Source organism: Aquibium sp. A9E412 (genome assembly GCF_030398335.1).
Classification (GTDB): Bacteria; Pseudomonadota; Alphaproteobacteria; order Rhizobiales; family Rhizobiaceae; genus A9E412.
Genome location: NZ_JAOAOP010000004.1, coordinates 80,172 through 93,057, shown reverse-complemented (window position 1 = coordinate 93,057; position 12,886 = coordinate 80,172). Strand labels below are relative to the sequence as shown.

Genomic DNA, 12,886 nt, shown 5'->3' with positions numbered 1-12,886 from the left:
AACACACCGAAGGCGTCGGCGGGTCCGGCAGTCTCGGAACAACAGCAATGATGTTCCGAGGTACGACGACATGCACCCCCCGATTACCCCCGCCGACCTTTCCACGCTGATCGCTGAAGCTGATGCGGCCGCGCGCCGTCTGCGCCGCAAGCTGGCTTTGCCCGTCGCCGATCATGACGATGTCCGCCAGGACCTGCTCGTCGACCTGATCTGTCGACTGCCTGGCTTCGACGCGCGGCGCGGCAGCATCGGCGCCTTCGCCAACATCGTGCTCCACAACCAGTCCTCGCGGATCGCGATGCGCCATCACCGCCAGCGCCGTGCGCAGGGTGGGTCGCTGCTCTCGCTCGAGGTGCCGCTGGCCGGAACCCGCGAGCCGGTCGGCGACACGCTGACCGAGGACGACGGGCTTGCCGCCTGGCACGGCCAACCCTGCTGCGCGGCGGCCGTCACCGAACTGCACCACGGCCTGCAGGCCGCCCTCGCGAGGCTCCCGGCCGAGGATCGCCGGTTCTGCGCGGCGCTGGCGCATCGCCCGGTCACCGCACTCGCGGCCGAGGGTTTCGGGAGCCGGTCCGCGCTCTACCGCCGCCTCGTCGATCTCCGTCACGTCCTCACCGCCCACGGTCTCGGTCCCGCCTGGGACGATCTCGCGGCGGCCTGAGTAGAGGCGAAAGGAGGAGATCATGTTCATGGGCACCACCCCCTTCGTCACGGTCCGCGCCCGCCGACCGCTCACCGAGATCGAGTTCTGCGCCTGGGTGGCGCAGGCCGTGCCGGGCGACCGGCTCGAATATCATCGCGGCTTTCTGGCCCTCGACATCTTCCCGATGTTCGCCCGGTTGCCGGATCGGGAGCGCGCGGAACTGGCCCGGCTCGGGTCGCGCGCCTTCTGGGCGGCCGAACAGGGCCTCGTGCACCTGGTGCAGGAGCGCACGGGCCCCGACCAGTTCGCCTACGTCGCCGTCGCCCGCCCCAAGCCGAAGGCCGCAGCCGTGTCGTTGTCCGCGCTCCTGCTCGCCGAGCAGGAGGCCGCCTGATGACCGCCTTCCAATCCCTTTTTGCCGATCATGGAGACCCTTACATGCCGTTCCCCGCGAACACCCCCACCGTCGACGACCTGACGGGCCTCGGCTTGCAGGACATCGCCCAGCTGCCCGTCGAACTGCTGGCGATCCTGCAGCGCGACGTCGACGAACGCATGGCGCGGACCAAGGCCGCGAAGGCCCGCCTCGATGGCGCGCTGACGGTCCGTTACGCCGCCCGCGCCGCCGAGGAGCGGCAGGCAGCGGGCAAGGACACCGGGACGATCCGCTTCGACGACGGCGATTTCACCGTGATCGCCGACCTGCCGAAACGGGTCGATTGGGATCAGGATCGCCTCGCCGCCATGGTCGAACGCATCCGCGCCGCCGGGGACGATCCTGCGCATTATGTCGACGTCGCCTTCAAGGTGCCCGAGCGCAAATACGCCGCCTGGCCCGATGCGATCCGCACCGGTTTCGAGCCCGCGCGCACCGTCCGGCCCGGGTCGCTGAAGATCGAGATCGTCCCGCAGGGGGCTGATCGATGAGCCTCCCGATCATCAGCGCCGACCAGCGACTGGCCGAGTCGCGGGGTATCAAGGGCTGCATCTTCGGCAAGTCCGGCATCGGGAAGACATCGCTCCTCTGGACCCTGAACGCGTCGACGACGCTGTTCATGGACCTCGAGGCCGGCGATCTCGCCATCGAGGGCTGGGCGGGGGACAGCATCCGGCCGCGGACCTGGACGGAATGCCGGGATTTCGCGGTGTTCATCGGCGGGCCGAACCCGGCGCTGCGCGACGAGCAGCCCTACAGCCCAGCACATTACAAGGCAGTCTGCGACCGCTTCGGCGATCCTACCGCGCTCGACCGCTACGACACGATCTTCGTGGACTCGATCACCGTGGCGGGGCGGCTGTGCTTCGGCTGGTGCAAGGGCCAGCCCGAGGCGCTGTCGGAGAAGACAGGCAAGCCGGATGTGCGCGGGGCTTACGGGCTGCATGGCCGCGAGATGATCGGCTGGCTCACCCATCTTCAGCACACACGGGCCAAGAACGTCTGGTTCGTCGGAATCCTCGACGAGAAGCTCGACGACTTCAACCGCAAGGTGTTCCAGCCGCAGATCGACGGCTCGAAGACCGGCTTGGAGCTGCCGGGGATCGTCGACGAGGTGATCACCATGGCGGAGTTGAAGGCCGATGGCGATCCGTATCGCGCCTTCGTCTGCCAGACGATCAACCCCTGGGGCTTTCCGGCCAAGGACCGCTCCGGCCGTCTGGATCAGGTCGAGGAGCCTCATCTCGGCCGCCTGATGACGAAGATCCGCACTCCCGTCGCGCCAGCGCCCAGGCGCCTGACCTACACCCCGCCGCCCGCCGATGCGGCGGCCGACGCCCCATCCCAACCGCAATCCTGATCAGAAAAGGAGGTTCCCCATGGGTTCCTGGAACGATTTCAACGACGCGCAGAGCAACACCAACCTGATCCCGAAGGGCACGCTGGCCAAGGTGCGCCTGACCATCCGACCGGGCGGCTTCGACGACGCGACGCAAGGCTGGACCGGCGGCTACGCCACGCGCGGCTCGACCGGCGCGGTCTATCTGAACGGCGAGTTCACGGTCACCGAGGGCCAATACGCCCGGCGCAAGATCTTCACCCTGATCGGGCTCTACAGCCCCAAGGGGCCGGACTGGGCGAACATGGGCCGCAGCCTCGTGCGCGGCATGCTGAACTCGGCCCGCGGGATTTCCGACAAGGACATGTCGGCCGAGGCGCAGGCGGCGCGGCGGATCGACGGCTTTGCCGATCTCGACGGGATCGAGTTCATCGCCCGCATCGATATCGGCACCGACGCCAGCGGCGACGACAAGAACGAGATCCGCAGCGCGGTCACACCCGATCACCGCGATTATGCGCAGGTCATGGGGTCTGCGGCGCTGCAGTTCGGCGGACACGGTGCAGCCGGGCATGCCCCGCAGCAGACCGCCCCTGCGGCACCGGCGCATCAGCCCGGCCAGCCCGCGTCCGCCCCCGGGTTCGCCGGGCGGCCGAGCTGGGCTCAGTAAGGGGGGGACCGGCCATGCGCCTGCGCCCCCGCCAGAAGACCTTCGTCGAGCGCAGCGTTGCTGCGCTCGCCTCCCGCGGCAACACGCTGGGCGTGGCGCCCACCGGCGCGGGCAAGACCATCATGCTCTCGGCGGTCACTGGCGAGATGATCGGCGACGGCGCCAGGGCCTGCGTGCTGGCGCATCGCGACGAGCTGACCGCGCAGAACCGCTCCAAGTTCCAGCGCGTGGTGCCGGGCATCGCCACCTCGGTCATCGACGCCACCGAGAAATCTTGGGGCGGCCAGGTCGCCTTCGCCATGGTGCCGACGCTGGCGCGGGCTTCGAACCTCGCCGACATGCCGCGCCTCGACCTGCTGGTCGTCGACGAGGCGCACCATGCCGTCGCCGACAGCTACCGCCGCATCATCGACCGCGTGCGGGAGGCCAATCCCGACGCCCGCATCTTCGGGGTCACGGCGACGCCGAACCGGGGCGACAGGAAGGGCCTGCGCGAGGTTTTCGACAATGTCGCCGACCAGGTGCGGCTGGGCGAGCTGATCGCCTCCGGTCACCTGGTGCCGCCGCGCACCTTCGTCATCGACGTGGGCGTGCAGGACGAACTGCGCTCGGTCCGCAAGACCATGTCGGATTTCGACATGGCGGAGGTGGCGGGCATCATGGACCGCGCCCCCGTCACCGACGAGGTGATCCGGCACTGGAAGGAGAAGACAGGCGACCGGCAGACCGTGGTGTTCTGCTCCACCGTCGCGCATGCCGAACACGTCACCGACGCATTCAGGATGGCGGGCGTTTCCGCCGCGCTGATTCACGGCGATCTGGCGGCCGAGACGCGGAAGGCGATCCTCGCCGACTATGCAGCGGGCAGCATCCGCGTCGTGGTCAACGTGGCCGTGCTGACCGAGGGCTGGGACCATCCGCCCACCTCCTGCGTCGTGCTGCTGCGGCCCAGTTCCTACAAGTCCACGATGATCCAGATGGTCGGGCGCGGCCTGCGCACCGTCGATCCCGAGGAACATCCCGGCATCGTCAAGACCGACTGCATCGTGCTCGACTTCGGCACTTCCAGTCTGACGCACGGCACGCTGGAACAGGATGTCGATCTCGACGGGCGCGTTTCGGCGCCGGGGGAAGCCCCCACGAGAATCTGCCCCGAATGCAAGGCCGAGATCCCGATCGCGGTCACCGAATGCCCGATCTGCGGGTGCGAGCTGCCGCGCGAAGGCGCGGAGCCCATCGACAGCTTCGTCATGACCGAGCTCGACCTTCTCGAGCGATCGAGTTTCGCGTGGGTGGATCTCTTCGGCGACGACGCCGCGCTGATGGCCAATGGGTTTCACGCCTGGGGCGGCGTGTTCTTCCTCGAGGGCCGCTGGCACGCGGTCGGGGGCGCCAAGGGCAAGGCGACGCGGCTCCTGAGCGTGGGCGAGCGCATCGTCTGTCTCGCGCAGGCCGACGACTGGCTTAACACTCATGAGACCGACGAGAGCGCCTTCAAGTCGAAGGGCTGGCTGAAGCAGGACGCGACGGAAAAGCAGCTGAATTGCCTGCCGCCGGAGTTCCGGCGCGATTACGGCCTGACGCGCTATCGCGCCTCCGCGCTGATCTCGTTCCAGTTCAACAAGCGCGACATCCGGCGCCTCGTCACGGCGGCCGAGCCCGAGCGGAGGGCGGCGTGAATCATGTCGCGCAAGTCCCATCCCCGCCCGCAGCGCCTGCGGATTGCCCGGAGCGTATTCGGCTCTGGCGCCCGCGCCTCAAGCCTTGCGCCGTCTGTCTGCGCCCCGCGCGCGGTTTCGGTTTCTTCAACCCCAACAGACCCCGCCCCCGCGAATACCGCTGGTTCTGCTCGATGCACTGCCAGGCATTCTTCGCGGCCCGCCACCGGAAAGGACTGACCATGCAGGGAACGCCCGATGAAGAACGCCTCGCCATAGCGATGGTGATGAAACGGCTGGGCCAGACAATGGACCTGATCGGCTGGGACAAGCGGCTGCGCGATCTCACCGAAACCGATGTCACCGCCCTGATTGAGGAGGTGCTGGAGGGCTATGGCGCCGAGATGTCGCGCATCGCCGCCAGGAGCGAGGTGCCGTTCTGATGCTGGATTTCAACCCGCGCCCCTCCATGGCCGAGCGGATCAACGCGCTGGTCGACGCTGCGCTGATCGCCGAGCGGGAGGCCACGCCGCCACGAACCTATCTCGGCGCGTCCCGTCTGGGGCATGCCTGCGAACGCGCGCTGCAGTTCGAGTTCGCAGGCGCGCCCAGGGATGAGGGCGCGGATTTGAGCGGCCAGACTCTGCGGATCTTCGAGATCGGTCATCAGCTCGAGGATCTCGCGATCCGCTGGCTGCGGGCAGCTGGGCTGGACCTCTACACCCGCAAGGGCAACCGGCCCGACGGGGATCAGTTCGGATTCTCCGTTGCGGGCGGTCGCATCCGTGGCCATGTCGACGGGATCATCGCCGGCGCCCCGGCCGCGCTCGGTCTTCGCACCCCGGCGCTCTGGGAATGCAAGACGATGAACGCGAAGAACTGGCGGGCCTGCGTCAAGGACGGGGTCGCCGTCTCCAAGCCCGTCTATGCCGCCCAGATCGCAATCTACCAGGCTTACATGGAGCCTTCGGTGCCGGGCATTTCCTCGGCCCCGGCACTGTTCACGGCGATCAACAAGGACACGGCCGAACTGCATCACGAGCAGGTCGCCTTCGATGCCGATCTGGCGCAGCGCATGTCCGACCGCGCGGTGCGGATCCTGCAGGCCACCGACGCGGGCGAGCTGCTGCCCCGCATCGCCGCCAGCCGCGACTTCTTTGAATGCCGGTTCTGCGCCCATGCCGAGCGGTGCTGGGGGTTGGCGGCATGAGCGACGACAAGATCATCCACTTCAATCCATGGCGGGATTTCAACGACGCGGCGCCGCTGCCCGATCCCTTCGCCGTGGAACCGGACCCTGCGCAGATCGCGCGCTTCGTCGACGTGGTCTTCGGCTATTCCGAGGGACTGATCCCTGTCCGTGGCTTCGTGGACAAGGGTCAGGGCAAGGACGGCCGGCCCCACAACATCTGGATCGACGCGAACGGCGCGGCGCCCGACAAGCTCGCTACCTTCGCCGCCTGGGGCGCGCGCGAGGGCGCGGCGGTCTATGTCATTCCCGGCACGGTGGCGGAAACCGGACAGGCGCGTGCCGCCGATGTCCTGCAGATGCAGAGCGTCGTCGTCGATCTGGACGCAGGCGACATTCCAGCCAAGCTCGATCACCTCGTCCGCCATATCGGGCGACCGACGCTGATCGTCGAGAGCGGCGGGCGCACAGCCGATGGCGCGACCAAGCTCCATGTCTGGTGGAAGCTGACCGAGCCCGCCGACGGCGCCGAACTCGCGCGGCTTTGCCAGTTGCGGGGCGATATCGCGCTCAAGGTCGGCGGCGACATGCATTTCCGCTCGGCGCACCAGCCGATCCGCGTGCCCGGCACGGTCTATCACAAGGGCGGCCAGGAACGGCTCGTACTGATCCGTGAAGCCAGCGATCTCGAGTTCGATCTGGCCGACATGCTCGAGCGCGCGGCCGAAATGCCGCCCATGCTTGGCGTCGGCATGGCGACGGCCGAGCCGCGCGAGAAACCCGGCTTGGACGCATCCCTGATCACGCCGGTTCGCGAGGGCGGCCAGGATGCCTGGACGCGGTTCGAAGGCGTCAGCATGGCCATCGGACACTATGTCCGCATGGCGCATGAGGGGCGGATGAGCCGGGAGGAAGCCTGGCGCGCGATCGGCGAATACAACGCGGCGATGATCCGGCCGAACTGGCCGGAAGACCGTCTCTGGGTCGAATACGAGCGGCTTTGGGCGCTGCACATCGCGCGGAACGGCCCGCCACTCATTCGGAACGACGGCGCTCCGGCGGCAAGAGAGATCGCCACCTTCACCTTGGGCGCGCTGCTGGACGACGGCACGCCGATGCCCGACGACATCATCGGCCCGCGCGTTCTGACCCCGGGCGGCATGCTTGTGCTCGGCGGCGCGCCCAAGGTCGGCAAGAGCGATCTCGTCATCAGCTGGCTGGTGCACATGGCTGCCGGTGTGCCGTTCCTTGGCTTCACGCCGCCACGGCCGCTGCGCGTGTTCTATCTGCAGGCCGAGATCCAGTACCATTATCTGCGCGAGCGCATGCAGCAGATTGGCCTGCCACCCGAAGTGATGGCCGCCGCCCGCGAAAACCTTGTCGTCACGCCGAAGCTGAAACTGCTGCTCGATGAGGGTGGCAGCGCGCTGGTTGCACAGGCGATCCAGCAGGCGTTCCCGGCCGAGCCTGTCGACATCCTGTGCATCGACCCGATCCGCAACCTGTTCGACGGCGGACCTGACGGCGGTGGCGAGAACGACAACGCCGCGATGATGTTCTTTCTCAAGGACCGGGTCGAGGTGCTTCGCGACCACGTGAACCCCGACTGCGGGATCATCCTGATCCACCACACCAAGAAGCTGAGCAAGCATCAGGTGAAGGAGGATCCGTTCCTCGCGCTTTCGGGCGCCAGCGCGCTGCGGGGCTTCTACACCTCCGGGCTGATCCTGCACCGCCCCGACGAGGACGCGTCACAGCGCAAGCTGGAGATTGAGCTGCGCAACGGCCCCGCGCTGCCCTCGAAGCTGATCGACAAGGTGCGCGGCCAATGGGTCGAGATCAACCCGATGAACGAGCGCCTCGTGCGCGCCGAGGTGGGCGCCAAGCACGACGCCGAGCGCATGCGCAAGAACGACGTCATTCTCGGCCTGCTCTACGAGGAGGCGCGGCTCGGCAAGCTCTACACGTTCGCCCAGTTTTCCGAAGCCTTCGAGAATACCGGCGGCCTCGGCGGGCGGACCATCGTCCACGACCGGCTCAGCGTTCTCGCCACCAAAGGCAAGGTGAAGTTCATCCGCGGTCCTGCCGCCACGCGCATCGGCCTGGCCGCGGAACGGAGCAAATACGGCTATCTCTGCGTCGAGGGAATGCTGCTCGGCACGGGCGGCGAGACCGTCGATCCCGACACGGGCGAGGTCACGCCGGAGCTGATCCCGGCGCTGCCCAGCCACTACAAATGCCCGCAGACCGGGGCCGTCCTGCCCGTCGAGAACCCCTCCGTCTGGGTCTACCAGGAGGAGGACGAGGCATGACAATTCACGCCCTCCCGTGCCGCGAATTCTGGCTCGGCAGCCCCGGATTCTGGCCAGAATCCGCAGATTCTGCTCCCCGCGCGAAATCTGGATTCTGGCTTTTCCGATTTCATTTCAGTGGCTTGGAAGATGTTTTCCAGAATCCGGAAGGCACTTTCCGAATTCTGCTCCGGAGTCTGGAAGTTCTGTTTCGGATCAATGCCTTGGAGCAGATTTCAGAATTCGGAAAACGCCCCCCTAAAGGGGTAGGTGACCTCCCCGCCAAGCGCGGGAGGGTCACCACCTACCCCTGGGCAATCTCAAAGGCTGGATGTCCCGCCCGTCACCCCATCGAGCAGCAACCCGGAAAGGAGCCGATCATGGCCCACGTATCTCTGAACCCGACACCCATGAGCGCCCCGTTCCCCGGCGTGCCTGTCGTTCTCGCCCTCGATCTCGGCACCACGACCGGCTGGGCCCTGCAGGCTGCGGACGGTCTGATCACCAGTGGCACCGTGTCCTTCCGGCCAAGCCGGTACGACGGCGGCGGCATGCGCTACCTGCGGTTCCGGGGCTGGCTCGAGCAGCTGGCGAACGACGCCGGAGCCATCACCGCCATCCACTTCGAGGAGGTGCGCAGGCATGTCGGCACCGACGCGGCGCATGTCTATGGCGGTCTGCTGGCCACGCTGACGTCATGGGCGGAGACCGCGGGCGTCGCCTATCAGGGCGTGCCGGTCGGGACCATCAAGCGCCACGCCACCGGCAAGGGCAACGCGAACAAAGACGCCATGATGGCGGCCGCCCGGGCGCGCGGCTTCTCGCCCGCCGACGACAACGAGGCCGACGCCATCGCGATCCTGCTCTGGGCGCTGGAGACCCGGGGAGGTGTGCAATGAGCGGCATGCGGTTCACGCCCAAGGGCTACGGCGGTCACCGCCGCAATCCCGACGAGGTCAAGCGCGACGGCTGGAAGGAACAGGGCCTGCTGGCTGTCGCCGTCGACGACGACCGCCTGACCTGGCCCGAGCGCGAGCTGGTACGCCAGCTCGGCGAGCGGCTCTACGGCAAGCGGGAACGGGAGGCGCGTCATGGGTGAGTGGACCACAGCACAGGTGCAGGATCGGCTTGAGCTTGCGGCGGGCGTGATGCGGCAGATGCCGGGCGTGATGCCGCAGGGCTTCTTCAACGCATGGCCCGAGTATTTCCACAGCTTCGCCGACAAGGTCGGTCAGGAGCCGAAGATGCGGCGCCCGAGGCCCAGCCCACGCCAGATCACGCAGGCCGAGGAGGCGATGCTCTGGCTGCGCTGGCTGGAGCCCGAGGATGGGCGCCTGGTCTGGGCCCGCGCCGACGGCATGGCGTGGAAGCCGATCTGCTGGCAGTTCGGTCTGTCGCGCACGGCCGCGACCAAGCGCTGGCAGTACGGCCTTGCTGTGATCACCTGGCGGCTGAACGGTCGCGTGCCGTCGCCCCGGCGCTCGCAGCAGTTCGTCATCGAAAACGCCAATCGGCTGTCAAGAAAAATCGTCCTCTGAGGAAATTTTCGGGTGTACATCGCAGGACCTTACACATTTCGACGAGGCCGTTAGAAAACGAATATGCTCGGGAGAGGAGCGCGCAGGCAGAGGTCGCGCCGCTGGCTTCCGGGGTCCAGCGAAGGGTCCAGCCGGGGTCCAATGGGCTAACCCGTTGAGTTCTTGGTTCCTTCCTGGCGACATTCGTATGCTGGCGGGCGAAGCGCGGGACATCGCCAGCGACAGGGCCGGATTTTTGGGAAGCCACCCGGAAGCCGGAAACACTCTCGCGCCCTGCGCAACCACCAATGAACGCTGGCCTTCCGCCCGGACACCGCTGGTAGCCGCTGGACCCCGCTTGGAGTCCAGCTCGGCATCCGGAGTCCGGAAACCACCGGCATCCACCCGACCGAGGAACCTTGCCCACCATGACGCTGAGCTTCGCCCCGGACGCGATCGAGACGTGGCCGCTGGCCAAGCTCCAGCCCTACGCGAAGAACGCGAAGGCGCATGGCGCGGACCAGGTCGCCAAGATCGCCGCCAGCATGGCCGAGTTCGGCTGGACCGTGCCGTGTCTCGTCGCCGAGGACGGCGAGTTGATTGCGGGCCATGGCCGGGTGCTGGCCGCGACGCGGCTCGGGCTGACCGAAGCGCCGGTGATCGTGCTCGGTCATCTGACCGAGGCGCAACGCCGGGCGTACCGCATCGGGGACAACAAGCTGACCGAACTCGGCACCTGGGACGAGGCGCTGCTGTCGGCGGAACTGAACGACCTGTTGGCCGAGGACTTCGACCTGTCGCTCGTCGGGTTTTCCGACGGCGAGTTGGACAAGCTGCTGGCGTTCGTGCCGGAGGGCGACGGCGAGGACGGCGGTGGCGCCAGTGTTCCGCCGGTGACGATCCCCGAACCGCCACGCAATCCAGCGTCGCGGACTGGCGACCTGTGGATCCTCGGTGAGCACCGGCTGCTCTGCGGGGACTCGACTAGCCATGCCGATGTGCGCCGCCTGATGAACGGCGAGCGCGCGGTGCTGTTCGCGACCGATCCGCCGTATCTCGTGGACTATGACGGCTCGAACCATCCGACGCGTAACAAGGACTGGTCTGCGTCTTACGGCACGACCTGGGACGACAGTTCGCAGGGGGCCGAGCTTTACGACGGTTTCATCGCTGCGGCCGTGGCCGAGGCGATCACCGAAAACGCGGCCTGGTACTGTTGGCACGCGTCCCGCCGCCAGGCGATGCTGGAAGCCTGCTGGGAGAAGGCAGGCGCCTTCGTCCACCAGCAGATCATCTGGGTGAAGGACCGGGGCGTCTTGACCCGGTCGCACTACCTCTGGAAACACGAGCCCTGCTTCATGGGCTGGCGCCGTCCGAACCGCCCGCCGAAGGTCGCCGAGCAGACGCTCCCCTCGACGTGGGCGATGCCATCCTTCGCCAAGGACGAGCGCCCCGACCATCCGACGCCGAAACCGCTGGACGCGTTCGGGATCCCGATGCGCCAGCATGTGGCGCGAGGCGAGCTGTGCTACGAGCCGTTCTGCGGTTCGGGTTCGCAGATCATGGCGGGCGAGGCCAACGGTCGCCGCGTCTTCGCGATGGAGATCAGCCCCGCCTATATCGATGTCGCCGTGGAGCGTTGGCAGGCCGAGACCGGCAAGGAGGCATCCCTCGACGGAGACGGCCGCACCTTCGCGCAGGTAAAGACCGAGCGGCTGGGCGACCACTCTGACGCCCCCACCACTGCGTCCGACATTGACGCCGAATCCGAATCCGCGCGAAAGCGCAAGACCGCCGCGTGACATGCATGACCTGGCTCTACATCCCCCCGGACTTGGCTCCGGGGCCGGAGACGCATGCCTCTTCGGCCTCTCCCTCTGTTCCGGCGCAGGCGGGCTCGACCTCGGGCTTACCATCGCCATCCCCGAATATCGTGCTGTGGGCCATGTCGAACGGGAAACCTACGCCGCAGCCATCCTCGTGGCGCGGATGGAAGACGCGTCCCTGGATCAGGCACCTGTCTGGGACGACCTTGCCACATTCGACGGCCGCCCATGGCGCCGCGCGGTGGACATCGTCACTGCGGGCTATCCGTGCCAGCCGTTCAGCGTGGCGGGAAAGCGCCGGGGCGCGGACGACCCGCGCCATCTCTGGCCTCATGTCGCCCGTATTGTCGGCGAGATCGAACCGCCCTTCGTCTTTCTCGAGAATGTCTCCCATCATCTACGCCTCGGGTTCCCCGAAGTCGCCGCAGGATTGGTCGGCTTGGGCTACCGCCTTGCGGCAGGCCTCTTCACGGCGGCGGAAGTCGGCGCGCCCCACAAGCGCGAGCGCCTCTTCATTCTTGCCAGCCGCGAGGGAGACGAGCTGGCCGACCCCGCGCGCCTGCTCCGGGACCCGCTCGAGCGGCGGCAACCGGACGGAAATGCTGCGGCTCTGGCCGACACCGCAAATCGACAGTTTCCGCAGCCGCGGTGGCGAGCGGAAGGACGAGAAAGGTCTGAACCGGATGGCGAGGGACTGGCCGACACCGATGGCGAACGGCGGGTGCAAGCCGAGCGCGGGAAATCGCCGGACGGCCGACCTGACTCATGCGGCGGGGATGTGGATGACGCCAACGGCTCGGGACCACAAGGACGGGGCGACGAGCCTTGCCAACACACCGGTGAACGGCCTGCTTGGCCGCCAGGTCCTGGTGACGCTGATGGCTGGGAGCGATACCTCGCATCCGCGCCGGACCTTGAACCCGCTGTTCGTCGAGGCGCTGATGGGCTGGCCCACCGGGTGGACCGGCTTCGCCTCTGTGGCAACGGCGTGGTCCCCCTGGTTGCAGCGCATGCGCTGCGAACTCTGGCGGTTGAATTGCTGGCCGATGGATGAGGCTGCAGTATGAAGCAATCGCATACCATGTCGCTGGTAGAGTCTCTCGCCAACGTTGTGGTTGGCTTCGGCGTCGCGGTCGTCACGCAGATGCTGATCTTCCCGATCTTCGGGCTGCATACCACTCTGGCGCAGAACCTGCAGATGGGCGCGGTGTTCACCACTGTATCGATCGCCCGTTCGTTCGCCTTGCGGCGGATGTTCGAGGCCATCCGGATGCCGAGCGCCAAATGAGCAAACCGCCGCCCCGGGTAGGACGG

15 protein-coding genes are annotated in these 12,886 nt (G+C 67.4%); all 15 read left to right on the top strand.

Annotated features, from left to right (window positions below; translation table 11 throughout):
* Window positions 1–70 precede the first annotated feature (70 nt).
* Window positions 71–664, top strand: coding sequence for a hypothetical protein (locus N1F89_RS03530; protein WP_290081507.1), 594 nt, complete (start codon window positions 71–73; stop codon window positions 662–664).
* Window positions 665–686: 22 nt separating this feature from the next.
* Window positions 687–1,040 carry a hypothetical protein gene (locus N1F89_RS03525; RefSeq protein ID WP_290081505.1) on the top strand — a complete coding sequence of 118 codons (354 nt, stop codon included), beginning with the start codon at window positions 687–689 and terminating at the stop codon, window positions 1,038–1,040.
* On the top strand, window positions 1,040–1,573 hold the full coding sequence (locus tag N1F89_RS03520) for a hypothetical protein (RefSeq protein ID WP_290081503.1): 534 nt from the start codon (window positions 1,040–1,042) through the stop codon (window positions 1,571–1,573). Before N1F89_RS03525 ends, N1F89_RS03520 begins: the two co-directional genes overlap by 1 nt.
* Entirely contained in the window at window positions 1,570–2,442 is an 873-nt protein-coding gene (locus N1F89_RS03515; RefSeq protein ID WP_290081501.1) for an ATP-binding protein, read from the top strand. Before N1F89_RS03520 ends, N1F89_RS03515 begins: the two co-directional genes overlap by 4 nt.
* Before the next feature lie 19 nt (window positions 2,443–2,461).
* Complete coding sequence (locus N1F89_RS03510) at window positions 2,462–3,091, top strand: hypothetical protein (RefSeq protein ID WP_290081499.1); 630 nt, start codon at window positions 2,462–2,464, stop codon at window positions 3,089–3,091.
* A 14-nt stretch (window positions 3,092–3,105) separates the two neighbouring features.
* Window positions 3,106–4,770 carry a DEAD/DEAH box helicase gene (locus N1F89_RS03505; protein WP_290081497.1) on the top strand — a complete coding sequence of 555 codons (1,665 nt, stop codon included), beginning with the start codon at window positions 3,106–3,108 and terminating at the stop codon, window positions 4,768–4,770.
* Window positions 4,767–5,192 carry a DUF6511 domain-containing protein gene (locus N1F89_RS03500; RefSeq protein WP_290081496.1) on the top strand — a complete coding sequence of 142 codons (426 nt, stop codon included), beginning with the start codon at window positions 4,767–4,769 and terminating at the stop codon, window positions 5,190–5,192. The genes N1F89_RS03505 and N1F89_RS03500 overlap by 4 nt, the downstream gene beginning before the upstream one ends.
* Entirely contained in the window at window positions 5,192–5,959 is a 768-nt protein-coding gene (locus N1F89_RS03495) for a hypothetical protein (RefSeq protein ID WP_290081494.1), read from the top strand. The genes N1F89_RS03500 and N1F89_RS03495 overlap by 1 nt, the downstream gene beginning before the upstream one ends.
* Window positions 5,956–8,250, top strand: coding sequence for an AAA family ATPase (locus N1F89_RS03490; RefSeq protein WP_290081492.1), 2,295 nt, complete (start codon window positions 5,956–5,958; stop codon window positions 8,248–8,250). Before N1F89_RS03495 ends, N1F89_RS03490 begins: the two co-directional genes overlap by 4 nt.
* A 389-nt stretch (window positions 8,251–8,639) precedes the next feature.
* Window positions 8,640–9,128 carry a hypothetical protein gene (locus tag N1F89_RS03485; protein ID WP_290081557.1) on the top strand — a complete coding sequence of 163 codons (489 nt, stop codon included), beginning with the start codon at window positions 8,640–8,642 and terminating at the stop codon, window positions 9,126–9,128.
* On the top strand, window positions 9,125–9,328 hold the full coding sequence (locus N1F89_RS03480; protein WP_139084974.1) for a hypothetical protein: 204 nt from the start codon (window positions 9,125–9,127) through the stop codon (window positions 9,326–9,328). Before N1F89_RS03485 ends, N1F89_RS03480 begins: the two co-directional genes overlap by 4 nt.
* Window positions 9,321–9,767, top strand: a complete 447-nt coding sequence (locus N1F89_RS03475; protein WP_290081489.1) for a DUF6362 family protein — start codon at window positions 9,321–9,323, stop codon at window positions 9,765–9,767. Before N1F89_RS03480 ends, N1F89_RS03475 begins: the two co-directional genes overlap by 8 nt.
* A gap of 407 nt (window positions 9,768–10,174) precedes the next feature.
* Entirely contained in the window at window positions 10,175–11,548 is a 1,374-nt protein-coding gene (locus N1F89_RS03470) for a ParB N-terminal domain-containing protein (RefSeq protein WP_290081488.1), read from the top strand.
* A gap of 1 nt (window position 11,549) precedes the next feature.
* A complete protein-coding gene (locus tag N1F89_RS03465) occupies window positions 11,550–12,626 on the top strand; it encodes a DNA cytosine methyltransferase (protein ID WP_290081487.1) in 1,077 nt (358 codons plus the stop codon).
* 9 nt (window positions 12,627–12,635) lie between these two features.
* Complete coding sequence (locus N1F89_RS03460) at window positions 12,636–12,860, top strand: hypothetical protein (protein WP_290081486.1); 225 nt, start codon at window positions 12,636–12,638, stop codon at window positions 12,858–12,860.
* Window positions 12,861–12,886: the final 26 nt, after the last annotated feature.